Raw genomic sequence first — 23,106 nt, 5'->3', positions numbered from 1 at the left:
TGATATCAACACACTGACCCGGCGGTTGTGATCGCCATGGACAATCAGAATCAACGAAGAGAGTGGGCGATCAGCTGTGTCGAACCAGTTGACCGGCGGTGGGTCCGAAGAAACGGCCTCTGCTGAATTCGGAGCCAACGAATGGCTCGTAGACGAATTTTACGAACGTTACCTCATCGACAAGAACTCGGTGGATCGGGCCTGGTGGCCGATTCTGGACAGTTACCACCAGAGTGCAACGGCGCCGAAGCAGGCAGAGCAGGACGCCCCGGCCTCCGAGGGTGCTGCCTCGAGCATCGCCCCCGCCGCCGCAGAGGTTCCCCCGCTGGCAGAGGAACCCGCGACGCCAACGGCCGAAGCGCACCCGATCACCGCGCCGATCCCCGTTCTCGGCGGCCCGCGCACGGCCCGCACCACGTCGATCGCCCCCAAGCCGGAGCCGGTTCCCGCCGACGCCCCGATCACCACCCCACAGCCCGTGGTCTCCGCCGTCGCGCCCACTCCCCCGCAGGATGTCGTCACCCCGCTCCGCGGCATGGCCAAGAGCCTCGCGGCCAACATGGCCACCAGCCTCACCGTGCCCACCGCGACGAGCGTGCGCACCATCCCGGCGAAGCTCCTCATCGACAACCGCATCGTGATCAACAACCACATGAAGCGGGCCCGCGGCGGCAAGGTGTCGTTCACCCACCTGATCGGGTGGGCACTGATCCGGGCGCTCAAGATGTTCCCCAGCCAGAACGTCTACTACGACGAGCAGGACGGCAAGCCCTCGGTGATCGCCCCCGCCCACGTGGGACTGGGCATCGCAATCGACCTACCCAAGCCCGACGGCACCCGCTCGCTGATGGTCCCGGCCATCAAGCGGGCCGACACCATGACCTTCGGCGAGTACCTGACCAGCTACGAAGACCTGGTCGGCCGCGCCCGCAAGGGCAAGCTCACCGCCGACGACTTCTCCGGCGCCACGGTATCACTGACCAACCCCGGCGGCATCGGCACCGTGCACTCGGTGCCGCGGTTGATGAAGGGCCAGGGCTGCATCATCGGCGCCGGCGCGCTCGACTACCCGGCCGAGTTCATGGGCGCGAGCGTCAAGACGCTCACCAGCCTGGCCATCTCCAAGACCATCACCCTCACCAGCACCTACGACCACCGGGTCATCCAAGGTGCCGGCTCGGGTGAGTTCCTCAAGATCGTGCACGAGCTGCTCATCGGCCAGCACAACTTCTACGAAGACATCTTCGCCGCGATCCGGATCCCGTACGACCCCATCCACTGGGCCCCCGACATCAGCGTCGACCTGGCCAGCGCCGTCGACAAGACCGCCCGCGTGCAGGAACTGATCAACGCCTACCGCGTGCGCGGCCACCTGATGGCCGACATCGACCCGCTCGAGTACCAGCAGCGCACCCACCCTGACCTGGACATCGCCAGCCACGGCCTCACCTTCTGGGACCTGGACCGCGAGTTCATCACCGGTGGTTTCGGCACCAAGCGCACGATGCTGCTGCGCGACATCCTCGGCGTGCTGCGGGACTCGTATTGCCGCACGACGGGCATCGAGTACATGCACATCCAGGACCCGGCCCAGCGCAAGTGGGTGCAGGAGAAAATGGAGAAGACCTACGTCAAGCCCACCCACGACGAGCAGATGCGCATTCTCGGCAAGCTCAACGAGGCCGAGGCATTCGAGACGTTCCTGCAGACCAAGTACGTCGGCCAGAAACGCTTCAGCCTCGAGGGCGGCGAGTCCACTATCGCGCTGCTCGACGCGATCCTGCAGGGCTCCGCGGAGGCCGGCCTCGACGAGGTCTGCATCGGCATGGCCCACCGCGGCCGCTTGAACGTGCTCACAAACATCGCCGGCAAGACCTACGGCCAGATCTTCCGCGAGTTCGAGGGCACCCAGGACCCCCGCAGCGTGCAGGGCTCCGGCGACGTCAAGTACCACCTCGGCACCGAGGGCACCTTCCGCGGCACCAACGGCGAGGAGGTGGCCGTGTACCTGGCCGCCAACCCGTCCCACCTCGAGGCCGTCGACGGTGTGCTCGAGGGCATCGTGCGCGCCAAGCAGGACCGCAAGCCCATCGGCACGTTCTCCACCCTGCCCGTCCTGGTGCACGGCGACGCCGCCATGGCCGGCCAGGGCGTGGTGCTCGAGACCTTGCAGATGTCTCAGCTGCGCGGCTACCGCACCGGCGGCACCATCCACCTCGTCGTCAACAACCAGGTCGGCTTCACCACGCCTCCCGGTGAGGGCCGCACCTCGGTGTACTCCACCGACGTGGCCAAGACCATCCAGGCCCCGATCTTCCACGTGAACGGCGACGACCCCGAAGCCGTCGTGCGGGTCGCCGAACTGGCGTTCGCGTACCGGCAGGAATTCAAGCGCGACGTCGTGATCGACCTCGTCTGCTACCGCCGACGCGGCCACAACGAGGGCGACGACCCCTCGATGACGCAGCCGTTGATGTACAACCTCATCGAGGCCAAGCGCAGCGTGCGGAAGCTCTACACCGAGGCGCTGGTCGGACGCGGCGACATCACCCAGGCGGAGTTCGAAGCAGCCCACGCCGACTTCCAGGACCGCCTGGAACGGGCGTTCCTGGAAACGCACGCCGCCCAGACCTCGTCGATCCCGATCATCACGCCCGGCGAAGCGGCCGCGGCGGCCCGCGGACTCGCCGGCCACGGTGCCCCTGACGACGCCGTCGGTGAACCCGAGACCACCGGGGTGCCCGAAAGCGTCGTGCACCTCATCGGCGACACTTTCAACAACAAGCCGGCCGGGTTCACCGTGCACAACAAGCTGCAGCAGCTGCTGCAGAAGCGCCTCGACATGAGCCGCAACGGCAACATCGACTGGAGCTTCGGCGAACTGCTCGCGCTCGGGTCGGTGCTGCTGGAGGGCACTCCGGTGCGGTTCGCCGGCCAGGATGCCCGCCGCGGCACCTTCGTGCAGCGTCACGCGGTGCTGCACGACCGGATGAACGGCCAGGAGTGGTTGCCGCTGGCAAATCTCAGCGAGAACCAGGCCAGGTTCTGGATCTACGACACCCTGCTCAGCGAATACGCGGCGATGGGCTTCGAATACGGTTACTCCGTGGAGCGGGCCGATGCCCTCGTGCTCTGGGAGGCCCAGTTCGGTGACTTCGCGAACGGCGCCCAGACCATCATCGACGAGTTCATCTCCTCGGCCGAGCAGAAGTGGGGCCAGCGTTCCAGCGTTGTGCTGCTGCTCCCGCACGGCTACGAGGGTCAGGGCCCCGACCACTCGTCCGCCCGGATCGAGCGGTACCTGCAGATGTGCGCCGAGAACAACATGACCGTCGCCCGCCCGTCGACGCCGGCGTCGTACTTCCACCTGCTGCGCCGCCAGGCGTACATGCGTCCGCGTCGCCCGCTGATCGTCTTCACACCGAAGTCGATGCTGCGCCTGCGCGGCGCGACCAGCCCGGTCGCCGACTTCACCAGCGGCAAGTTCGAACCGGTGATCGACGATGCGCGGATCCAGGACAAGGCCGCCGTCAAGAGGGTGCTGTTCATGGCCGGCAAGCTGTACTACGACCTACTGGCCGACCTGGAGAAGAACCCGAACCCCGAGATCGCCCTGGTGCGCCTGGAGCAGTTCTACCCGCTGCCCGGCGCCGAACTGAAGCAGGTCGCCGAGCAGTACCCGAACGCCGAACTGGCCTGGGTGCAGGACGAGCCGGAGAACCAGGGTGCCTGGCCGTTCTTCTACCTGCAGACGAACAAGCTCGGCACGCGCCCGATCCGCCTGTTCTCGCGGGCCGCGTCCGCGTCTCCCGCCGCCGGTTCGGCCAAGCGTCACGCCGCGGAACAGACCGAGCTGCTCAAGAGCGCACTCACCCTCTAACGCAACGCACACGAAGAAAGGGCCGCACCCGCCAGGGTGCGGCCCTTCTTCGTACGAGGCGGTCAGGACTTGGCGAGCTTGCTCGGCCACCAGATCTTCGGGCCGATGTCGTGGGCCAGGGCCGGCACCAGCAGCGAGCGCACCACGAAGGTGTCCAGCAGCACCCCGAACGCGACGATGAACGCGAGCTGGGCCAGGAACAGGATCGGCAGCACGCCCAGCGCGGCGAACGTGGCGGCGAGCACCAGACCGGCCGACGTGATCACCCCGCCCGTGGCGACGAGTCCGCGCAGGATCCCGGTCCGGGTCCCGAATCGGATGGACTCTTCTCGCACCCTGGTCATCAGGAAGATGTTGTAGTCGATCCCGAGGGCCACCAGGAAGACGAATCCGTACAGCGGAACAACCGGGTCAGCGCCGGGGAACCCGAGCAGGCCGTCGAAGACCCACGACGCCACACCGAGCGCGGCGGCGAACGAGAGCACGACCGTGGCTATCAGCAGCACCGGCGCGAGGATCGAGCGCAGCAACAGCATCAGGATCACCAGGATCACGCCGAGGATGATCGGGATGATCAGGTTACGATCATGGATGGCCGTGTCGGTGGTGTCCACGGCGATGGCCGTGGTGCCGCCGACCAGCACGGTGCCGGCCACGTCGTCCAGGGCCACCCGGAGCTCGCGAACCGTGGCTTCGGCCGGGGCGGAGTCGCCCACGTCGGTGAGGGTCGCCTGCAGCATCACGTCGCCATCGATCACCGTCGGCTCGCCCACCGGGGTGCCCGGAGGGCCGAACGCCTGCACACCGTCGCCGGTCACCGGCAGGGTGCCGCTGACGGACTCCTCGGAGAGCACGGTGACGGAATCGACGCCGTCGTTGGCGAGCAGCACATCGGTCATCGCCTGCAGCTCCGACTCCGGGCCGATGATGACGGCGGGGGTGCCGGATCCGCCGGGGAAGTGCTCCCCGACCACGGCCTGGCCGTCCCGGGCCTCTGAGGTGCCGAGTACGAATTCGCTCTGTGAAACGCCATCCGCCTTGAACTGGAACGCGCCGATGGCGGCGACGGCGAGAAGGAGCGTGCTTGCGACCCAGATGAGCCGGGCCCGGCGGCTGATCAGCCTGGCCAGCCACGGCCAGGCCCCCTTCGCGTTGTCGCCGTCGAGGCCGGGGTGGGCGGAGCCGAGTTTCGGGCGCACCGGCCAGAACGCGGCACGGCCGGCCCAGAGCATCAGCGCCGGCAGCAGGGTCAGTGCGGCCAGGAGGGCGAAGCCGATACCGATCGCGGCGACCGGGCCGAGGGCCTTGTTGGAGTTCAGGTCGCTGAACAGCAGGCACAGCAGACCCACGATCACGGTGCCGCCGGCGGCCAGGATCGGCTCGAACGAACCGCGCAGGGCGACGAGCGTCGCATCCCACTTCTTCTCGTGGTCCCGCAGGGCTTCGCGGAACCTGGCGACGTAGAGCAGCGAATAGTCCGTCGCTGCCCCGATCACGAGGATGAACAGGATGCCCTGCGTCTGTCCGGTCAGGATCAGCACATCTGCGCTGGCCAGCGCGACGACCACGAGCACCGAGGCGCAGAGCGCCGCGAGGCTGGTGAACAACACGATGACGGGCAGCAGCGGCGATCTGTAGACGATCACGAGGATCACCAGCACGGCCGCGAGGGCGGTGAGCAGCAGGATGCCGTCGATGCCGGCGAACGCACCGGTGAGGTCGGCGATCAGGCCCGCCGGTCCGGTGACATAGGTATCGACGCCCTCGATGGGGTTCTCGGCGAGGTAGGCGCGGATCGACTCGACGGTGTCGGCCGGGGTGATGGCGGTGTCGAGGGTGAGGATCGCCTCGGCCGCTTCCCCGTCCTCGGAGAAGATCGCCGGCGACACGCTTTCGGTGACGACGCCGTCCAGCTGGGCCAGGTCGGCGATCTGGTCGGTGATCGCGGCCTGGTCGGCCTCGGTGAGTCCGCCGGAGCGTTCGTAGATCAGCACACCGGGCAGCACGTCATCCCCCCGGAACTCGGCCTGCAACGCCTGCACCTTGGTGGCGTCGGCGCTGGCCGGCAGCTGCTGCACCTGGTCGTTGGTGGACACGTCACTGATCCGGCCGAATGACGCCCCGCCGGCACCGAACATGACGAACCAGACCAGGATCAAAATCGTGGGTATCAGGATGCGCAGCCAGAGCGGCACCCGGCTGCCGGAGCCGGTCCGTCTGGTCCGGCGCTCCGGGTCTGAGTGCGGTGCGGGGTCAGTCGTCTTCATCACAGTCCCGAGCGTAGGCGAGCGTGCAAACCGCTGCGTCGTCCGAAAGTTGGAAGATCGTGACCGGGAAATCGAAAAAGGCGGCACCCGCACCCTGTGGGTGCGAGTGCCGCCTTTTCACTCCGGGGAGACCCCGCTGCTGTTACGCCTTGCGACGGCCCACGGCGAAGCCGTAGATGAGCAGAACGATGATGGATCCGCCGATGGCGAGAAGCCACGTCTGGATGGAGAAGAAGTCTTCAAGCGGTGCGCCGAAGAGGGCGCTACCGAGGAATCCGCCGAGCAGTGCGCCGACAACGCCGAGCAGAAGGGTGATGAACCATCCGCCACCCTGGTTGCCCGGGAGGATCAGCTTGGCGATGGCGCCCGCGAGGAGGCCGAGAAGAAGGAATCCGAAAAACCCCATGGAGTGTCTCATTTCTGTTGGTGTGGGTACTGCTGGTGTTTCGGACGTGCTGTGCATGTCCGACCGGGCTCTTGCGAGCCGGCTTGATTACGCGGCCGGGAACCTAAGCGACGTCATTGTCTTCGGGTCCCTTGGCCACGTAAATGTCTGTGATGGTCACGTTCACGGTTGACACCGCGATTCCCACCAAACCTTCGATGGCTCGCGTCGTCGCGGCGCGGACCTGATCGGCGAGAGCCGTCAGGGGCACCGGATAGTCGGCGACGAGCACGATTTCGACGGCGACGTCGTCGTCGCTCACCGTGACGGAGATGCCGGGGTTGACGTCGGCACTGCTGATGGCGTCGAGGATCGCACCGAGGGCCCTGGTCGGCACGCTGCCCAGGGAGTGCACGCCCGGTACCTCGCGCACGGCCAGACCGGCCACCTTGGCGATGACGCTGTCCTTGATGGTCGTGACGCCCTGCCCCGCCCTGTCGACAGCACCGTCGGTCACCTCGCCGGCGTTGGCCGGCAGGGTGGTGGCCGAGGTCGGCTGCTCGGGGGTGCTACTGAACATCTGGAAACTCCTTGGTAGTCCTCGATGAGGGCAGAAATTGCATCGTCTAAGTTACGACGCGGCCCACGCTCGATTCGTCACGGATTCGCAGGAAAGTTTTTTCAGCGCCGAAGATCTACACTGATCTGGTACCACCCGCTCCCCCGAGACTGGAGATGTCATGAGCACATCCACGAAGCCGACCGAGGAGCTGGCCGCAGCCGTCGAACAGGTTCCGGGCGTTGACGAACTCTACCCGGCAGCGCCCATCGTGGCCACCGTGGTGCACCAGGTTGTCGGGGCGATCACGGCGAAGCCGACGGCTCCGGAATTCGTCACACTGACCGAGACGGACGAGGGCGTCACGGCATCCGTCGCCATCGGCATCGCGGACGCTGACGCGGCGACGGAGGTCTGCCGCAGGGTCTACGACACCATCGAGGAGTACTTCGTCGAGTCAGGCGACCCTGCCGTGACGACGATCGAAGTGAAGGTGGCGCGGATCGGCTAGTGCGCCTGCCGTCAGTGCGCTGACTGGATGGCACGCAGCCGCAGCAAGACCTGATCGCGCAGGTCCTCGGGAGCGGTCTCCTTGCAGGCCCGCTGCATCACCTCGGTGAGGGTGCGCCCGACGTGGTGTTCGCTGCGACAGTCCGGGCAGTGCTCCAGGTGCTCCCGGATGTCGATGGCGTCCTCCTTGCGGAGTTCGTTGTGCAGATACTCTTCGAGTTCGGCCTTGGCCTTCTCGCAACCGCAATCGGTCATTTTCCTGTGCTCCCGGATGTCTTCTTGATCGGTGCGCTCTGGCCGGTGCCGAGTCCGCGCTCGAGGGCGTAACCGGCCAGCAACTCGCGCAGCAGGCGGCGGCCACGGTGCAGGCGACTCATCACCGTTCCGATGGGGGTCTTCATGATTTCGGCGATCTCCTGGTAGGAGAAGCCTTCGACGTCGGCGAAGTACACCGCCAGGCGGAAGTCCTCCGGGATCGATTGGAGGGCGTCCTTGACGGCGCTGTCGGGCAGGTGGTCGATCGCTTCGGCTTCCGCGGAGCGGCTCGACGTCGCCGTCGTGGATTCCGCGCCGCCCAGCTGCCAGTCCTCGAGGTCGTCGATGGTGCCCTGGTAGGGCTCACGCTGCTTCTTGCGATAGGTGTTGATGAAGGTGTTCGTGAGGATCCGGTACAACCACGCCTTGAGGTTGGTGCCCTGCTCGAACTGCTTGAACGACGCAAACGCCTTGACGAAGGTTTCCTGCACGAGGTCCTGGGCGTCAGAGGGGTTCCGTGTCATCCGCATCGCCGCTGCGTAGAGCTGGTCGATGAACGGCATGGCCTGTGCTTCGAACAGGTCCCGCGTGGCAGTTGTATCTGTTGTCATCACGGGCAATTCTAAGCCGTCGACGCCACTGGGCGTCGCGGCCGTGCGTTCCATAAGCGTGGATGCGCTCACGTGACCTCCTGTGCCTCACTGTGTATCGGCAATCCCGACTATTCTGATAACCGATGTTGATCTCGAGATATTCCAAGCCGGAGTTCGATCCATACGGCGACAATTCGCCCGAAGAGACGGATGCCCTGTGGGCGGCCCCCGTCGCGCCGCGAGCGCTGACGGCAACCCTGTCGCTGCCCGGCTCCAAGTCGCTGACCAACCGTGAACTCGTCCTGGCTGCCCTGGCCGACGCGCCCTCGGTGCTGCGCGCCCCGCTGCACTCGCGGGACAGCGACCTCATGGTTACCGCGCTGCGGCAGCTCGGCACAACCATCGAGTCCGTCGACGGTGACGGCGAATATGGCCCCGACCTGCGCATCACGCCCGGCGAGCTGTTCGGTTCCACCACGATCGACTGCGGTCTGGCCGGCACCGTGATGCGGTTCCTGCCTCCGGTCGCCGCGCTCGCGCTGGGCCCGACCACCTTCGACGGTGACGCCGGCGCCAAACGCCGACCTATGAAGACCACGATCAGTTCATTGCGCGCGCTGGGCGCCGACATCAACGACGACGGTCGCGGTGCCCTGCCGTTCACGGTGCACGGCACCGGCGGCCTGGACGGTGGCGAGGTGACCATCGACGCGTCCTCCTCCAGCCAGTTCGTGTCCGGCCTGCTGCTCGCGGCCCCCCGCTTCACCAACGGCCTGCGGCTGCGCCACTCCGGCGAGCGCCTGCCGAGCCTGCCGCACATCGAGATGACCATTCACACCCTTGCGCAGCGCGGCGTCACCGTCACCAGCCCCGAGGTCGGCGTCTGGTGTGTCGAACCGGGTCCGATCCGCGGCACCGAGGTCGACATCGAACCCGACCTCTCCAACGCCGCCCCGTTCCTGGCCGCGGCTCTGGTCGCCGGCGGCAGCGTCACCATCACGGGCTGGCCGACCACGACCACCCAGGTGGGCGCCCACCTGGCCGAACTGCTGCCGCGCTTCGGCGCCACCGTCACCGTCGACGGCGACAGGCTCACGGTCACCGGCACCGGCCGGATCACCGGGGTGGACCTCGACCTGTCCACCGGCGGCGAGCTGGCCCCCACCCTGGTGGGCCTGGCCGCCCTGGCCGACTCCCCGAGCACCATCACCGGCATCGGCCACATCCGCCACCACGAGACCGACAGGCTCGCCGCCCTGGCGACGGAGATCAACAATCTCGGCGGCCACGTCACCGAACTGCCGGACGGACTCGCCATCGAGCCGCGGCCGTTGCACGGCGGCACCTGGCACAGCTACGACGACCACCGGATGGCCACCACCGGAGCGCTGCTCGGGCTGGTCGTCGCGGGTGTCGAGGTGGAGAACATCGGCACGACGGCGAAGACCCTCCCGCAGTTCGCCGAGCTGTGGCACGGCCTGGTGTCCGGGCCGGTCGCTTCGTGACGGGCACAGAATGACCTGGTGGTCGAGCCCGGATGACGATGAGCCGGAGTTCGACGAATCGAGCGTGCGGATTCGCCCGGGCCGTAAGGGCACCAAACCGCGCACCAAGACCCGGCCGGAGCACGGCGACGCCCTGACCGGACGAATCCTCTCGGTCGACCGCGGCCGTTACACGGTGATGCTCGACGAGAACGAACCCACCGAACGCCGGGTCACCGCCGCGCGCGCCAGCGAGTTGCGCAAGCACGCCGTCGTCACCGGCGACCGCGTCGACATCGTCGGCGACACCACCGGCGCCGAGGGCAGCCTGTCCCGCATCGTGCGCATCGTGGCCCGCGAGACCCTGTTGCGCCGGAGCGCCGACGACACCGACGCCGTGGAGCGCGTGATCGTGGCCAACGCCGACCAAATGCTCATCGTGGTGGCCGCGGCCAACCCGGAACCGCGCATCCGTCTCGTCGACCGCTACCTCGTCGCCGCCTACGACGCCGGGGTCTCCCCCATCCTCTGCATCACCAAGACCGACCTCGCCGACCCCGCCGAGTTCCTGAACAACTTCGCCGGCCTGGACCTGCCCGTATTCCAGAGCCGCGACGACGCCATGCCCCTCGAGGAAATCTCCGCGACGCTGGTCGGCCACGACACCGTCTTCGTGGGCCACTCCGGCGTGGGCAAGTCCACCCTGGTGAACGCCCTCGTGCCCGACGCGCACCGCGCCGTCGGCGTGGTCAACACCGTCACCGGCCGCGGCCGGCACACCTCCTCGTCGACGATCTCGCTGCGGCTCGAAACGGAGGCCGGACGCGGCTGGGTCATCGACACCCCCGGCGTACGCTCCTTCGGCCTGGGCCACATCAACACCGACAACATCCTGCGCGCCTTCACCGACCTGGCCACCATCGCCGAGAAGTGCCCGCGCGGCTGCACGCACCTGCCCAGCTCGCCGGACTGCGCCATCAACGAGGCCGTGGCTGCCGGGACCCTGGGCGCCACCGGGAAGGCCCGCCTGGACTCGCTCCAGCGCCTCCTGGCCACCTTCGCGGCCGCGCCGGCGCACCGCCCGGGTGAGAACTGACCGGTAGCGTGGGTTCCATGACGGATTCCACGCGGCTCGCAGCCGGCGACACGGCCCCAGACTTCACCCTCACCGACCAGGACGGCGCCTCCGTCAGCCTGGCCTCCTACCGCGGCCAGAAGGTCGTGGTGTACTTCTACCCGGCCGCCATGACCCCGGGCTGCACCACCCAGGCCTGCGACTTCCGCGACAGCCTGGGCTCGCTCGCCGCAGCCGGCTACCAGGTGCTCGGCCTGTCCAAGGACACCATGGCGAAGCTGGCGACCTTCGCCGAAAAGGATCACCTCACCTTCCCGCTGCTCAGCGACGAGGACCTCGCCGTTCACCGCGCCTACGGCGCCTGGGGAGAGAAGAACCTCTACGGCAAAATCGTCACGGGCGTGCTGCGCTCGACCTTCGTGATCGATGAAGCCGGTCTGGTGACACTGGCCCTCTACAACGTGAAGGCCACCGGCCACGTTGCCAGCCTGCGCAAGAAGCTCGGGATCTAACTAGGGCTCGCGGCGGCTCGTGGCCTCGACCACGCTGCGGGTCAACAGCAGCACGATCACGAGCACCGACGGGATGAGCAGCGCCCAGCCGAGGTCCGGCCTGGCGTACAGGCCCTGAAAACAGCCGATGGCGACGAAGACCTGAACCAACTGCCAGGTCACGGCCGCCGCCCGGATCCAGGAACGCCCGCGGAGCGCGCCGACGGTGATGGCCGACACCCAGACCGCCGCGACGATGGTGAGCACCAGAATCGCCAGTGCGCTGGCGAAGGAGGCGGGCTGATCGGTCAGCAGCTCCAGGATCAGCCACAGCACGGCCGCCCAGAGCAGGGCGGCTTCGGCGGCCAGGAGCAGCACCAGCGCGATGAGCGCGCGGGACCGACGGGCCGGCCTGGGCGCGTCCAGGCCGTCCTGGCTGGGGTCGAACGGTTGTCTCACAGCGATATCCCATACAAAACTATTGATTTGACATCCCTATTATGGGACCATATTTAAGGCCCGGTTGACGCTCACAGGGTGGTGAGCAGATCTCTTCGCAGATCTGACCTTCCTGCAACCTGGGCATCCCCGCATCTTCGGCCGATCGGCCAGGCATCCCCCCGCAATAAAGGAGCACCCCTATGGATTGGCGCGATAAAGCAGCCTGCCTTACCGCTGACCCGGAACTTTTCTTCCCGGTCGGTAACACTGGTCCCGCAGTCGACCAGATCGAGAAGGCCAAATCCGTTTGTGCCCGCTGCAACGTCACGGAGGTTTGCCTTCAGTACGCTCTCGAGACCGGGCAGGATTCCGGCGTCTGGGGCGGCCTCAGCGAAGACGAGCGCCGCGCCCTCAAGCGCCGCGCCGCCCGCGCACGCCGCGCCTCTTAGAGCCTCTCCTCTAGCTTCTGAACGGGCGAGCAGCTTCGGCTGCTCGCCCGTTTTGTTGTATCGCGACGCGGTGCCGCCGGTTGATTCGATCAGTCGAATTCCATGAAGCGCAGCGGGATCTCGATGGTGACTTCTGTGCCGCTGTCCATCATGGTGTGCCAGTCGATCGTGCCGCTGAGCTCACCCTGAATGAGCGTGCGGACGATCTGGGTGCCGAGCCCGGATCCGACCTTGCCCTCCGGCATCCCCGAACCGTTGTCACGGACGCGCACGGTGAGGGTCTCCTCGTTGCGCTCGGCCTCGATGGCGACCTCGCCCTCCCGGCCGGCGAGTCCGTGCTCGACGGCGTTGGTGACGAGCTCGGTCAGTGCCAGGGCCAGCGGGGTGGCGTAGGCGCTGGGCAGGATGCCGAAGCTGCCGGACGACTTCGGGTGCGCCGTGGTGTTGTGCGCGGAGGCCACTTCGGCGATCAGCAGCAGTACCCTGTCGAACACGGCGTCGAAGTCCACGTTCTGGCTCAGGCCCGAGGACAGGGTGTCGTGCACGACGGCGATGGCCGCCACCCGGCGCATGGCCTGGTTGAGGGCCTCGCGGGCGGTGTCGGAGTGTGTGCGCCGCGCCTGGATGCGCAGCAGCGACGCCACGGTCTGCAGGTTGTTCTTGACCCGGTGGTGGATCTCCCGGATGGTGGCATCCTTGGTGATCAGCTCGCGCTCCTGGTGCCGCAGCTCGGTCACATCGCGGGAGAGCACGATGGCGCCGATCCGTTCGCCCCGGTTGCGGATCGGGATGGCGCGCAGCGACACCGTCACCCCTCGGGCCTCGATGTCGGTGCGCCACGGGGCCCGGCCGGTCACAACCAGAGGCAGGGACTCGTCGACCACGGCCTTGCCGGAGAGCAGGCTCGTCGTCACCTCGGCCAGCGACTCGCCCTCGAGTTCGTCGGCGAAGCCCATCCGGTTGAACGCGGAGAGCGCGTTGGGGCTGGCGAAAGTGGTGACGCCGTCCAGATCCAGCCGGATCAGGCCATCCGACGCCCGGGGGGCGCCGCGCCGAGGACCGGTCGGGGCACCCAGGTCGGGGAAGTCGCCGGAAGCGATCATGGCGAACAGGTCGTTCGCGCAGTCGTTGAAAGTCAGCTCCTGACGGCCGGGGGTGCGCGTCTCGCTGAGGTTGGTGTGCCGGGTGAGTACGGCGATGGGCTCCGGAGTGATCTCGGCGCCGCTGGAACTGATGCGGCGGCGCACCGGGATGGCCCTCACCCTGGTGGGGGTCTCCTCGTACCAGTCCGGCGCCGTGGTGTCGATGATCTTCGCGGTGTCGAAGGCCTCGGTCACCTGCTTGCGCCATTCGGCCTTGATCTCCTGGCCCACGAAGTCCCGGTAGAACAGGGTGGCGGCGCTGGACGGCCGGGCGTGGGCGACGGCGACGAAGCTGCCACCGAGCGTCGGCACCCACACGACGATGTCGGCGAAGGCGAGGTCGGCCAGCAGCTGGCCGTCGGAGACCAGCATGTGCAGCCAGTCGACGTCCTCCGCGCTGTTGCGGCCTTGGGCAAGTACGAGATCACTGAGCGTCGACACGTGACCAGCCTATGTGGTGCCGCAGCGGCGGATACGCCATGCTCTCGATATGACCTCTGCTGTTCCTCCGACTCCCGCATCGCCCGCCCGGCGAGACCCGGCGCTCTGGGTGGTCCTGGGCCTGATCATCCTTCTCGTCGCGGTGGCTCTCGTCGTGGTGTTCACCCGGAGCGAGCCCGCCCTCCTCGACGCCGGCACGCCCGGCGGGGTGGTGCAGCGATATTCGACGGCGGTGTTGGACGGCGATGAGACGAGCGCGGCCCGCTACCTGAGCGCTGCCGCACTGGCGGACTGCGACAGCGGGGAGACCGCGGCGGACTCGTCGGCCACCGACGACATCCGGATCAACCTCGTCGACACCACCGAACGAGGCTCGACCGCCGACGTGCGGGTGCTGATCGTCACCTCGTACGGCAGCGGCCCGTTCGGGTCGTCGGAGTATGAAGCAGAGGAGGCCTTCGAGCTGGTGCGGGTCGACGAAGACTGGCTCATCGACGAGGCGCCGTGGCGACTCACCGTGTGCCCGCCCCGCAGCCAGGGAGACACCCCGTGACCGCGATGACGGCGGCGACCTCGCCGCGTCCAGGTGCCGCACCGATCGTGCGCAGGGTCGTGGTGTACACAATCCTCTTCGTGCTGGTGGTGCTCACGGCGAGCGGTGTGAGCGACCTGTTGGGCCGGCTGTTCGACGAGGTCACCGGTGAGCAGCTCGCCGGCACCGACACCGTCGGCCTCGCGGTGTCGCTGACCTTCACCCTGATCGCTGGACCGTTGGCGGCGGTTCTGGGCTGGTTCGCCTGGCGCCGCCTGGCCGATCCGCCGGAGCGGGCGTCGCTGGCCTGGGCGTTGTACCTGGTGGGCATGGGCACCCTCGCCCTGGTCGTTTCAGCCACGGCGCTGCTGAGCGCCGTCGCCGCCGCCATGACCGCTGAGGCCGTCACAGCCGAGACGGCGACGGGTCTGGTCTGGGCGGGCGTGTGGGCCGGGCACGGGTTTGTGCTGCGCCGAACCGACCGGCGGCCCACTCGGCTGCCCGGCACCGCCGCGGTGCTCGGCGGCACGTTCGGGCTGGTGATCGGGGCCGGCGGCGCGGTGACTGCGCTCACGATGCTCGTGGACGAGGCCCTCGCCGTCGGGCTGGGCACGGATGGTGCGGCCGGGTCAGTGGGGTCGCCCTGGTGGACCGGTGCCGTGCAGGCCCTGGTCTGGGCGGCCGGCGGCGCTCTGGTCTGGTGGTGGCACTGGCGCCGCGACGGTGGCCGCACCGCCGGGACCGCCCTGGCCGGGGTGGCCCTGGTCGGCGTCGGCATCCTGGGTGCTGCCCTGCTGACCCTGGCCGGTACCGGCACCGTCGTGTTCGTGCTGCTACGGCTGGCCGTCGACCGCACCGACGCCGTTGCGGTGGTGTGTGAGCCGCTGGGGCCGGCGATTGCTGCAGCCCTCGTCGGCGGCCTGATCTGGGTCTATCACCGCGGGGTGGTGCGTCGGCGGACCGCCGCTGTGCGCCAGGCGAGCACCCTCGTGACCAGCGGAATCTCGCTGGTCGCCGCCGCGACCGGGCTCGGAGTCATCGTGAACGCGCTCCTGGCCACCGCGACCACTCCGCTGTCCGGGTCGGACCCCCGCACCCTGCTGCTCGGCGGCATCAGCTCGCTGCTGGTCGGCGGGCCGGTGTGGTGGCTCACCTGGCGGCCGGCCACCGGGCCGGCGGCCGACCCTCGCCGTTCCGCCGGCCGCAGCGTCTATCTCGTGGTGGTATTCGGCATCAGCGCTATCGTCGCCCTGATCACACTCCTGGTCATCGGCTTCCGGCTCTTTGACACCGTTCTGGCCGGCGACCCCGGACTCCTGGACCGTATCCGAGCGCCCCTCGGATTGCTCGCGGCCACCGCTCTGGTGGCGGGATATCACTTCACGGTCTGGCGCCAGGACCGAGCCGCGACCGCCGCGACCGCTCCCCCGGCTCCGCCTGCCAGCGCCCCGGCCGCCCCGCCGGCCGGGGTGGTCGGCGAGCTGGTGCTGGTCATGGGTCCCGGCGCGGAGCCCGTCGTGACGCATCTGCGCCGACTCACCGGCGCACCTGTGGTCTATTGGCAGCGGGCCGGCGGGACCGCGGTGTTGCCGAATCCGGCGCACGTCGAGCAGGCCCTGCACGGCGTCAGCGGCGACAGGGTCCTGCTGATAGTCGGCGTCGACGGCACACTCACGGTGATCCCGGTGGCGGCGGCTCAGGTGGCCTGAGCCGTTCGCCGCCAGGCGAAGACCCGGCGCCACGGCCGCCGGGCGGGGTGGGCATCCGGGGCCGGCAGCAGTTCGTCGCGGACGAGGGCGAGGATGCCCAACCGGGCCGGTGACCGCGGCGCCGCGTCCCGCAGGGTGCGCCCGGACAGCACAGCGGCATCAACCCCGGCCTGGTCATGCGGCACCAGAACGGCCGCGTCGATGCCGCCGAACCGCCGCAGCGCACTGCTCACCTGGGCGGCGGGAGCCGGGCCGACGGCGCTGGAGCGCACCCTGTTCATCACGACGTACACCCGATGGGTGCTGATCACGTCGGTGAGATCGCTCCAGGCGCGCAGGAACCTGGCCATGCCCACAGGGTCGGCCAGACCGCAGGCCACCACCCGGTCGGCGATCCCCAGGGCGGCCAGTGTCGCCGCGTTGCGGCGGGGCGCGAACAGGTCGCTCGAGATCTCCTCGTCGCTCTCCAGACTGAACCCCGTGTCGAGCACCACGTAGTCGGCCCAGCGCCGCAACGCCGAGATCGTGCCGCTGACCCGTTCCGCCGACAACTCGGGCCACCTGGACGGTCGTCCGATCCCGGTCAACACCCAGAAGGCGCCCCGTGGCGAGTTGTAGCGGTGGGCGATGCGTTCCAGTTCGACCGGCGTGAGGGTGTCGGAACCGGACAGCCGGCAGGCCGCCGCGAATCCAGGCGCCTCATCGAGGAGGCCCAGGCTCGGCGCTATCGAACCGCTGTAGGTGTCGACGTCCGCCAGCACCACGGTGTGACCCGCGGCCGCGATCTCGGCCGCGATGTTGATGGCCAGGGTGGTGCGGCCGGGAGCCCCGGCCGGACCCCACACTGCGATCACGGTGCCCGATCCGGTGAGTCCCGCGGTGACGTCGTCGGTGAACGCGTGCGGGTCCGACTCGAATGCGTCGGATGCGTACGGGTCGGATGCGTACGGGTCGCCGGCCGCGGAGTCGGCGGTGGGGGTCTCGGCCCTGGGTCGGCGGCGGGCCCGACGCGCCTCCGGCCGATCGGCTCGCCGGCCCTCTTTCGCCCGTCGTCCGGAGCCGGACCGTCGGGGCAGTACGGGAGGGACGGCGTCGGGCGGTGGGTCATCGTCGATGCGCAGCGGGATATCGCCGCCCTCCGTCAGCACGCGTTCGATTTCGGCCCAGGCGGCCTCGGCGTCGACGACCTCGTGCAGCCCGAGCTCGGCGGCGTAGCGGCGCTCCACTTCCGTCGCGGCGAGGGCGACGACGCGGATGCCGTTCGCGTCGCTGGCCGCGAGTACCTCGATGGTCAGGGTGCCGGCCGTTGCTCCCACTATCAGCGCCTCTGGGTCGTGCCGGTCGATCGCGGCGAGCAGTTCGCGCACGTTCGCCGGCCGGGCGACGATCACGTGCCCGTGCTCGATGATGTCGGCGAGCAGCCGGTCCTCGGTCTCCCGGTCCAGGGCCAGGGCTAGCAGCGTCATCGTCAGCCTCCGATCGGGGCGTTCACGGCCACGAGGGACAGCGCCTCGTCGTTGGCAATCGCCTCCAGCACCGCCGCGACCTTGTCCTTGGGCACCAGCACCTCCACGGCTCGGCCGTCACCGGACTGGATCAGTCCGGACGGCTCCAGGATGCGCACGATGGCCGCACGACCGACGAGGACGGCCGGAGGGCCGAACAGGCCGCTCTCGACCTCGCCGGCTGACCACACATCCACGACGGACCCGGCCGCCAGGCTCGTCGACAGCCTCCCGCGCAGGTCGAGGACCAGGCTCGTGACGGCCTCGCCCGCCCGGGTTCCCACGGCGGCCGCCGGGACGAGTTCGCCGGCGGTGACGGTGCGCGTTACGACCAGGCCGTCGGCGGGGACCAGGGAGGGGGTGAGGTACAGCTCCACAGCCGCCCCGATCCGCACTTCGGTCTCGACCAGGTCGGCCGCGTCCAGACGATCGCCGACGGCCAGCGGCACCCTGGCCGCATACACCGCGACGGTGCGGTCGCTGCCGGCCACGACGACACTGACCCCGACGATGGAGGCCACGACGAGAACCAGGCCGAGTGCGAACCGTGGATCGAACCAGAACCGGGTCTTCGTCGATGTCGTCGGTCGGCCCGAACCGGCCGGCTGTCCTGTCCTCATCCGCGCACCTCGTCCACTGTCTTATCCACTGTCTCGCTTATCCACTGTCTCGCCAGGTTCAGGCTGGCTACCATCGTGACGGGACCTGGAGCAGCGCGCTGAAGTTATCCACAGGTCGTCGGCTCACCCCACGGGATCGGCGAACACGACGGATAATCGTTCTCATGAGCGATCCCGTATCCTCCGCATCGGTGGGCCGATTCCTGACGCTCGCCGACACCGCCCAGATCCTGAATCTCTCGCTCGCCGCCGCGAATGATCTGGTGCGAACCGGTGAGCTGCCCGCCATCCGCATCGGCGCCACCGGCGCCTGGCGGGTGGAGCGGGTCGTGCTCGAGTCATACATCGAGGCGAAGTACGAGGAGGCCCGCCGGCTGTCGCTCTGGGAACAGTCCGACTTCGGCAACATCCCCGAGCTGTCCGGGGGCCGGATTCTGCGCCCCGACGAGCTCACCGATCCCCCAACGGGCGTCGACACCCCGCCCTGATCGTCTCAGTCCAGGCGCACCAGGTGGATCTGGTTCAGCGGCACGATCCGGTACTGCCGCACCTCACCGGCCCGCCTAAGGGTACCCGGCGCGTGCACCGCCAGGTCCACATGATCCCGGCCCACCCTGTCGATGGTCCCGGTCACCGGCCCCACCCCGGTCTGGATCTGCAGGCTCTTGCGGCGCCGGCACAGATCTCGCAGAACGAACGAGAGGCCGATGCGGTCGACGAGCCGGGCCGGCGCCCCCGTCTCGACCGCCAGCGAGTCCGGCACCTGATCGGGCTGCAGGATGACTGCGCCGATACCCGCAAACGGGAGTATGCACTGCGGGCTGCCGGTACCGGCTTCGAGGAGGTCGGCGGCCAGCCAGTCCCTGCCGAATGTGGTCGGTCGCACCGTGAGGACCTGGCCGTCGACAAGCACCACCCTGAGCACCCGTGACGGCGCCGGACCGTTGACCACGCCGGTCAGCCGTTGACGGAGCGCCAGCCGGCCCAGGCGCAACCGCTCCTCCTCCGCGCGCAGCTCGAGGTCCTCGGCGTTCAACTCGTTCTCGAGCTGACTTTCGAGGTCGTCGAACAGATTGTCCCAGCGCACACCCCGACGGTAGTCGGCTGGCCGCCTGCGACGCTGACGTTATCCACAGCCGCCCGGACAAGCCTAGACAGACCGGTTTTCGGGTGGTTGAGTGTCGCCCAAGGCCTCAGCCGTCTCGGGGTCGATCCGGTGTTCCACCCGTTAGACAGCCACAACAGCCCGCTCTCCTCGTCGACACCACGGATCCATGCATCTGGAGCAACCCATGAGCGATCCACTTGCCGAGCCCGACCCCCTGCTTTCGCCGTCTGCGAACGGCCCCAATCCCCGGGGCACTCCCCCCGGCGCGGCCGCTCCCGACGTCACCCGCGAGTCCGCCGAGGGATTCCAGTCCGACGATTTCTTCGACCATCAACCGACGTCCCGCGCCGTGCTCCCCGATCCGGAGCCCCTGCTGATCAACCTCACCCGGTGCGTCATCGAGGTCCTGGCCGGCGCCAGGGAGCTCGACCAATTGGCTCGCTGGGTGAGCGACGACGTCTACAGGCACCTGCTCAAGCGGGTGGTGCTCTCGGCCAGGGCCCGCGCGGTCAAGGGGCAGCGCGCGCAACGCCCCGCCATCACGATCGGCCGGGTGAGCATCAACGAACCCAGGGACGGCATCATCGAGGCCGTCGTGATCGTGCACAGCAAGGTGCGCGTGCGCGCCGTCGCGGTGCGCCTGGAAGGGCTGGACAACCGCTGGCGGGCCAGCGCCATCAACGTGCTCTGACCCTGCGGGCGCCCCTGCGGCCGGCCGACTGTTGCCCGAGCGGACAACTGTGCCCGGTGTACCGGACGCAATTGTCCGCACCGGGCCCTGTTGTTTGGCCGCGTGCTGCTTACTTCTTTTTGCCCTGGGTGCGACGCTCGGCGCGGTTGTTGGCCGCCGGGGTGTCGGACTCGGCGCGCTGGCCGAAGGCACCGCGCTGCGGAGGGCCGGCCGGCACGGCCGGTTCAGCGTCGGCGACGGCGGGCGCGGCGGCGCGGCGGGCACGGTCCGTCGCGGCCTGCTGGATCTGGCCGCGCTGGTTGCGCACCTCGACTCCGCCGGAGTCGCTCGGGGCGGTGTAGCTCAGCTTCTCCTGGCCGGATTCGGCCGGAGGGGTCAGGCCCTTGGCGGCGACGATCGGCGCGTCGACGGCACCGGCCGGCTGGGACACCTCGACCTCGAGGTTGAACAGGAACCCGACGGTCTCTTCGCGGATCTGGCCCATCATCTGCTGGAACATGGCGAAGCCCTCACGCTGGTACTCGACCAGCGGGTCGCGCTGCGCCATCGCGCGCAGGCCGATGCCGTCCTTGAGGTAGTCCATCTCGTAAAGGTGCTCGCGCCAGCGCCGGTCGATGACCGAGAGCACCACGCGGCGTTCGAGTTCGCGCATCGCGGGTGAACCGAGCGATTCCTCACGGCGGGCGTAGGCGACCTTGGCGTCGGAGATGATCTCCCGGCGCATGAAGTCACGGTTGATCTTGCCCTTGTTGCCCGCTTCGGAGATGACCTCGTCGATGGTGAGGCCGACGGGGTAGAGGGTCTTCAGCTCGGTCCACAGGGCGTCGAAGTCCCAGTCGTCGCCGTTGCCTTCGCCGGTGTGGACCTCGAGCACCTCGTCGATGACGTCTTCGAGGAACCGCTGGGTGCGTTCGTGCAGGTCGTCACCCTCGAGGATGTGCCGTCGGTCGCTGTAGATCGCTTCGCGCTGGCGGTTGAGCACGTCGTCGTACTTGAGGACGTTCTTGCGGATCTCGGCGTTGCGGCCCTCGACCTGCGACTGGGCGCTGCGGATCGCACGGCTGACCACCTTGGACTCGATGGCCATGTCGTCGGGAACACCCTGGCGGCCCATCAGGCTTTCGGCGGCGCCGGCGTTGAAGAGGCGCATCAGGTCGTCGGTGAGCGAGAGGTAGAACCGGCTCTCGCCCGGGTCGCCCTGGCGACCGCTGCGGCCGCGCAACTGGTTGTCGATGCGGCGGGACTCGTGGCGTTCGGTGCCGAGCACGTACAGTCCGCCGGCGGCGATGACCTTGTCGGCCTCCTCGGAGACCTCGGCCTTGACGGCGGCGAAGACGTCGTCCCACTCTTTTTCGTATTCGTCCGGTGTCTCGACCGGGCTCAGGCCCTTCGCGTTCATCGCGGCGACGGCGAGGAATTCGGCGTTGCCGCCGAGCATCACGTCGGTGCCACGGCCGGCCATGTTGGTGGCGACGGTGACCGAGCCCAGGCGGCCGGCCTGGGCGACGATCGCGGCCTCGCGAGCGTGGTTCTTGGCGTTGAGGACCTCGTGGCGCACGCCCTTCTTCGCCAGCAGGCGGGAGAGGTATTCGCTCTTCTCGACGCTCGTGGTGCCGACCAGGACCGGCTGTCCGTTGGCATGGCGCTCGACGATGTCCTCGACGACCTGGCCGAACTTGGCCTCTTCGTTCTTGTAGATCAGGTCGGACTGGTCGATGCGCTGCATCGGCTTGTTGGTGGGGATCGCGACGACGCCGAGCTTGTAGGTGCTCATGAATTCGGCGGCCTCGGTCTCGGCGGTTCCGGTCATGCCGGAGATCTTCGAGTACAGGCGGAAGTAGTTCTGCAGGGTCACGGTGGCCAGGGTCTGGTTCTCGGCCTTGACCGCGACGCCTTCCTTGGCCTCGATCGCCTGGTGGATGCCCTCGTTGTAGCGGCGGCCCATCAGGATGCGGCCGGTGTGCTCGTCGACGATGAGCACCTCGCCGTTCATCACGACGTAGTCCTTGTCCTTCTTGAACAGGGCGTTGGCCTTGATGGCGTTGTTCAGGAACGAGATCAGCGGGGTGTTCGCGGATTCGTAGAGGTTGTCGATGCCGAGGTAGTCCTCGACCTTTTCGATGCCGGGTTCGAGCACTCCGACGGTGCGCTTCTTCTCGTCGACTTCGAAGTCCTCGTCGACGACGAGGCGCTTGGCGAGGCTGGCGAACTCGGTGAACCAGCGGTTCGCCTCCCCCGATGCGGGTCCGGAGATGATCAGCGGGGTGCGGGCCTCGTCGATGAGGATCGAGTCGACCTCGTCGACGATCGCGAAGTAGTGACCGCGCTGCACCATGTCGCTGGCCTGCCAGGCCATGTTGTCGCGCAGGTAGTCGAAGCCGAACTCGTTGTTGGTGCCGTAGGTGATGTCGCAGGCGTACATCTCGCGACGCTGCGCGGGGGTCTGTCCGGAGACGATGCATCCGGTGGTCATGCCCAGGGCGCGGAACACGCGGCCCATCAGTTCGCTCTGGTAGCTGGCCAGGTAGTCGTTGACCGTGATGACGTGCACACCACGGCTGGTGATGGCGTTGAGGTAGGCCGCCGTGGTGGCGACCAGGGTCTTGCCCTCACCGGTCTTCATCTCGGCGATGTTGCCCAGGTGCAGGGCCGCGCCGCCCATGAGCTGGACGTCGAAGTGCCGCAGGCCCAGGGTGCGGGTGGAGGCCTCTCGTACGGCGGCGAACGCCTCGGGCAGCAAGTCGTCCAGCGACTCACCGCCCGAGTAACGCTCACGCAACTGCACGGTCTCGTTCTTCAGCTCCTCATCACTGAGGGTGCTGAAGTCGTCTTCCAGCGCATTGATGGCCTTTGCGTAGCTCTCGAGTCGACGCAGAATGCGCCCCTCGCCAACACGAAGAACTTTTTCCAGTATTCCGGCCACGAATGCACTCCACTAGTCGTCACGGCGTGCGAACACGCCTGTCGTC

General features: G+C 68.3%; 21 protein-coding genes. 10 read left to right on the top strand and 11 right to left on the bottom strand.

From position 1 onward, the window contains the following. The first annotated feature begins 76 nt into the window (after window positions 1-76). Window positions 77-3,880, top strand: coding sequence for a multifunctional oxoglutarate decarboxylase/oxoglutarate dehydrogenase thiamine pyrophosphate-binding subunit/dihydrolipoyllysine-residue succinyltransferase subunit (locus E3T22_RS18815; RefSeq protein WP_088455338.1), 3,804 nt, complete (start codon window positions 77-79; stop codon window positions 3,878-3,880). A 62-nt stretch (window positions 3,881-3,942) separates the two neighbouring features. Here E3T22_RS18815 and E3T22_RS18810 read toward each other — a convergent pair whose 3' ends face one another. From E3T22_RS18810 to E3T22_RS18800, 3 genes are all read right to left on the bottom strand, one after another. Next, window positions 3,943-6,147 carry an MMPL family transporter gene (locus E3T22_RS18810; protein ID WP_103430716.1) on the bottom strand — a complete coding sequence of 735 codons (2,205 nt, stop codon included), beginning with the start codon at window positions 6,145-6,147 and terminating at the stop codon, window positions 3,943-3,945. Between the two features lie 142 nt (window positions 6,148-6,289). Continuing rightward, complete coding sequence (locus E3T22_RS18805; protein WP_088455336.1) at window positions 6,290-6,553, bottom strand: GlsB/YeaQ/YmgE family stress response membrane protein; 264 nt, start codon at window positions 6,551-6,553, stop codon at window positions 6,290-6,292. Window positions 6,554-6,656: 103 nt separating this feature from the next. After that, window positions 6,657-7,112: an Asp23/Gls24 family envelope stress response protein gene (locus E3T22_RS18800; RefSeq protein ID WP_134480879.1), complete on the bottom strand. Its 456-nt coding sequence runs from the start codon at window positions 7,110-7,112 to the stop codon at window positions 6,657-6,659. A gap of 160 nt (window positions 7,113-7,272) precedes the next feature. On the opposite strand from E3T22_RS18800, the gene E3T22_RS18795 reads away from it, so the two are divergent. After that, window positions 7,273-7,602 carry a hypothetical protein gene (locus tag E3T22_RS18795; RefSeq protein ID WP_088455334.1) on the top strand — a complete coding sequence of 110 codons (330 nt, stop codon included), beginning with the start codon at window positions 7,273-7,275 and terminating at the stop codon, window positions 7,600-7,602. An 11-nt stretch (window positions 7,603-7,613) separates the two neighbouring features. On the opposite strand, the gene E3T22_RS18790 is transcribed toward E3T22_RS18795, so the two are convergent. Both E3T22_RS18790 and E3T22_RS18785 read right to left on the bottom strand, forming a co-directional pair. Beyond that, window positions 7,614-7,856 (bottom strand): zf-HC2 domain-containing protein, encoded by a 243-nt coding sequence (locus E3T22_RS18790; protein WP_088455333.1) that lies wholly within the window; start codon window positions 7,854-7,856, stop codon window positions 7,614-7,616. Further along, window positions 7,853-8,467, bottom strand: coding sequence for a sigma-70 family RNA polymerase sigma factor (locus tag E3T22_RS18785; protein WP_240632378.1), 615 nt, complete (start codon window positions 8,465-8,467; stop codon window positions 7,853-7,855). Before E3T22_RS18785 ends, E3T22_RS18790 begins: the two co-directional genes overlap by 4 nt. A gap of 125 nt (window positions 8,468-8,592) precedes the next feature. On the opposite strand from E3T22_RS18785, the gene aroA reads away from it, so the two are divergent. From aroA to bcp, 3 genes are read left to right on the top strand one after another with little or no spacing between them, the layout of a single operon-like run. Beyond that, window positions 8,593-9,954, top strand: a complete 1,362-nt coding sequence (aroA, locus tag E3T22_RS18780; RefSeq protein ID WP_134480880.1) for a 3-phosphoshikimate 1-carboxyvinyltransferase — start codon at window positions 8,593-8,595, stop codon at window positions 9,952-9,954. Between the two features lie 10 nt (window positions 9,955-9,964). Continuing rightward, window positions 9,965-11,029, top strand: a complete 1,065-nt coding sequence (rsgA, locus tag E3T22_RS18775; protein WP_134480881.1) for a ribosome small subunit-dependent GTPase A — start codon at window positions 9,965-9,967, stop codon at window positions 11,027-11,029. A 17-nt stretch (window positions 11,030-11,046) separates the two neighbouring features. After that, on the top strand, window positions 11,047-11,520 hold the full coding sequence (gene bcp / locus E3T22_RS18770; protein WP_134407779.1) for a thioredoxin-dependent thiol peroxidase: 474 nt from the start codon (window positions 11,047-11,049) through the stop codon (window positions 11,518-11,520). Here the strand turns inward: bcp and E3T22_RS18765 are convergent, their stop codons facing one another. Further along, window positions 11,521-11,958 (bottom strand): hypothetical protein, encoded by a 438-nt coding sequence (locus E3T22_RS18765; RefSeq protein ID WP_240632377.1) that lies wholly within the window; start codon window positions 11,956-11,958, stop codon window positions 11,521-11,523. Window positions 11,959-12,140: 182 nt separating this feature from the next. Here E3T22_RS18765 and E3T22_RS18760 point away from each other — a divergent pair, with 182 nt between their 5' ends. Continuing rightward, window positions 12,141-12,389, top strand: coding sequence for a WhiB family transcriptional regulator (locus tag E3T22_RS18760; protein WP_035837005.1), 249 nt, complete (start codon window positions 12,141-12,143; stop codon window positions 12,387-12,389). Between the two features lie 89 nt (window positions 12,390-12,478). On the opposite strand, the gene E3T22_RS18755 is transcribed toward E3T22_RS18760, so the two are convergent. Further along, complete coding sequence (locus E3T22_RS18755; RefSeq protein WP_088455328.1) at window positions 12,479-13,972, bottom strand: sensor histidine kinase; 1,494 nt, start codon at window positions 13,970-13,972, stop codon at window positions 12,479-12,481. Between the two features lie 49 nt (window positions 13,973-14,021). Here E3T22_RS18755 and E3T22_RS18750 point away from each other — a divergent pair, with 49 nt between their 5' ends. Next, on the top strand, window positions 14,022-14,525 hold the full coding sequence (locus E3T22_RS18750) for a hypothetical protein (RefSeq protein WP_134480882.1): 504 nt from the start codon (window positions 14,022-14,024) through the stop codon (window positions 14,523-14,525). Window positions 14,526-14,530: 5 nt separating this feature from the next. After that, complete coding sequence (locus tag E3T22_RS18745; RefSeq protein ID WP_166789336.1) at window positions 14,531-16,213, top strand: DUF5671 domain-containing protein; 1,683 nt, start codon at window positions 14,531-14,533, stop codon at window positions 16,211-16,213. On the opposite strand, the gene E3T22_RS18740 is transcribed toward E3T22_RS18745, so the two are convergent. Next, window positions 16,201-17,679 carry a septum formation inhibitor-activating ATPase gene (locus E3T22_RS18740; protein WP_134480884.1) on the bottom strand — a complete coding sequence of 493 codons (1,479 nt, stop codon included), beginning with the start codon at window positions 17,677-17,679 and terminating at the stop codon, window positions 16,201-16,203. The genes E3T22_RS18745 and E3T22_RS18740 overlap by 13 nt on opposite strands. A gap of 2 nt (window positions 17,680-17,681) precedes the next feature. Further along, window positions 17,682-18,338, bottom strand: coding sequence for an SAF domain-containing protein (locus tag E3T22_RS18735; RefSeq protein ID WP_088455325.1), 657 nt, complete (start codon window positions 18,336-18,338; stop codon window positions 17,682-17,684). Window positions 18,339-18,502: 164 nt separating this feature from the next. Between E3T22_RS18735 and E3T22_RS18730 the strand changes: the two genes are divergently transcribed. Further along, window positions 18,503-18,826 carry a helix-turn-helix domain-containing protein gene (locus E3T22_RS18730; RefSeq protein ID WP_134480885.1) on the top strand — a complete coding sequence of 108 codons (324 nt, stop codon included), beginning with the start codon at window positions 18,503-18,505 and terminating at the stop codon, window positions 18,824-18,826. A 5-nt stretch (window positions 18,827-18,831) separates the two neighbouring features. On the opposite strand, the gene E3T22_RS18725 is transcribed toward E3T22_RS18730, so the two are convergent. Further along, window positions 18,832-19,425 carry a hypothetical protein gene (locus tag E3T22_RS18725; protein WP_088455323.1) on the bottom strand — a complete coding sequence of 198 codons (594 nt, stop codon included), beginning with the start codon at window positions 19,423-19,425 and terminating at the stop codon, window positions 18,832-18,834. Window positions 19,426-19,630: 205 nt separating this feature from the next. On the opposite strand from E3T22_RS18725, the gene E3T22_RS18720 reads away from it, so the two are divergent. Continuing rightward, on the top strand, window positions 19,631-20,137 hold the full coding sequence (locus E3T22_RS18720) for an Rv3235 family protein (RefSeq protein WP_174776453.1): 507 nt from the start codon (window positions 19,631-19,633) through the stop codon (window positions 20,135-20,137). Window positions 20,138-20,246: 109 nt separating this feature from the next. Here the strand turns inward: E3T22_RS18720 and secA are convergent, their stop codons facing one another. Then, window positions 20,247-23,060, bottom strand: coding sequence for a preprotein translocase subunit SecA (gene secA, locus E3T22_RS18715; protein WP_088455322.1), 2,814 nt, complete (start codon window positions 23,058-23,060; stop codon window positions 20,247-20,249). Between the last annotated feature and the right edge of the window lie 46 nt (window positions 23,061-23,106).

This window comes from Cryobacterium sp. TMB3-10 (assembly GCF_004402305.1).
Lineage (GTDB): Bacteria > Actinomycetota > Actinomycetes > Actinomycetales > Microbacteriaceae > Cryobacterium > Cryobacterium zongtaii.
Note: the sequence above shows the minus strand (reverse complement) of the source record. Positions and strands in the feature narration are given on the sequence as shown.

Excerpts from the sequence above, each read along its gene's own strand:
- aroA (WP_134480880.1), top strand. The coding sequence starts at position 8,593 with ATGTTGATCTCGAGATATTCCAAGCCGGAGTTCGATCCATACGGCGAC.
- E3T22_RS18795 (WP_088455334.1), top strand. The coding sequence starts at position 7,273 with ATGAGCACATCCACGAAGCCGACCGAGGAGCTGGCCGCAGCCGTCGAA.
- E3T22_RS18750 (WP_134480882.1), top strand. The coding sequence starts at position 14,022 with ATGACCTCTGCTGTTCCTCCGACTCCCGCATCGCCCGCCCGGCGAGAC.
- rsgA (WP_134480881.1), top strand. The coding sequence starts at position 9,965 with ATGACCTGGTGGTCGAGCCCGGATGACGATGAGCCGGAGTTCGACGAA.
- E3T22_RS18760 (WP_035837005.1), top strand. The coding sequence starts at position 12,141 with ATGGATTGGCGCGATAAAGCAGCCTGCCTTACCGCTGACCCGGAACTT.
- E3T22_RS18790 (WP_088455333.1), bottom strand. The coding sequence starts at position 7,856 with ATGACCGATTGCGGTTGCGAGAAGGCCAAGGCCGAACTCGAAGAGTAT.
- E3T22_RS18735 (WP_088455325.1), bottom strand. The coding sequence starts at position 18,338 with ATGAGGACAGGACAGCCGGCCGGTTCGGGCCGACCGACGACATCGACG.
- E3T22_RS18745 (WP_166789336.1), top strand. The coding sequence starts at position 14,531 with ATGACGGCGGCGACCTCGCCGCGTCCAGGTGCCGCACCGATCGTGCGC.
- E3T22_RS18730 (WP_134480885.1), top strand. The coding sequence starts at position 18,503 with ATGAGCGATCCCGTATCCTCCGCATCGGTGGGCCGATTCCTGACGCTC.
- E3T22_RS18720 (WP_174776453.1), top strand. The coding sequence starts at position 19,631 with ATGAGCGATCCACTTGCCGAGCCCGACCCCCTGCTTTCGCCGTCTGCG.
- E3T22_RS18785 (WP_240632378.1), bottom strand. The coding sequence starts at position 8,467 with ATGACAACAGATACAACTGCCACGCGGGACCTGTTCGAAGCACAGGCC.
- E3T22_RS18810 (WP_103430716.1), bottom strand. The coding sequence starts at position 6,147 with ATGAAGACGACTGACCCCGCACCGCACTCAGACCCGGAGCGCCGGACC.
- E3T22_RS18805 (WP_088455336.1), bottom strand. The coding sequence starts at position 6,553 with ATGGGGTTTTTCGGATTCCTTCTTCTCGGCCTCCTCGCGGGCGCCATC.
- E3T22_RS18800 (WP_134480879.1), bottom strand. The coding sequence starts at position 7,112 with ATGTTCAGTAGCACCCCCGAGCAGCCGACCTCGGCCACCACCCTGCCG.
- E3T22_RS18740 (WP_134480884.1), bottom strand. The coding sequence starts at position 17,679 with ATGACGCTGCTAGCCCTGGCCCTGGACCGGGAGACCGAGGACCGGCTG.
- bcp (WP_134407779.1), top strand. The coding sequence starts at position 11,047 with ATGACGGATTCCACGCGGCTCGCAGCCGGCGACACGGCCCCAGACTTC.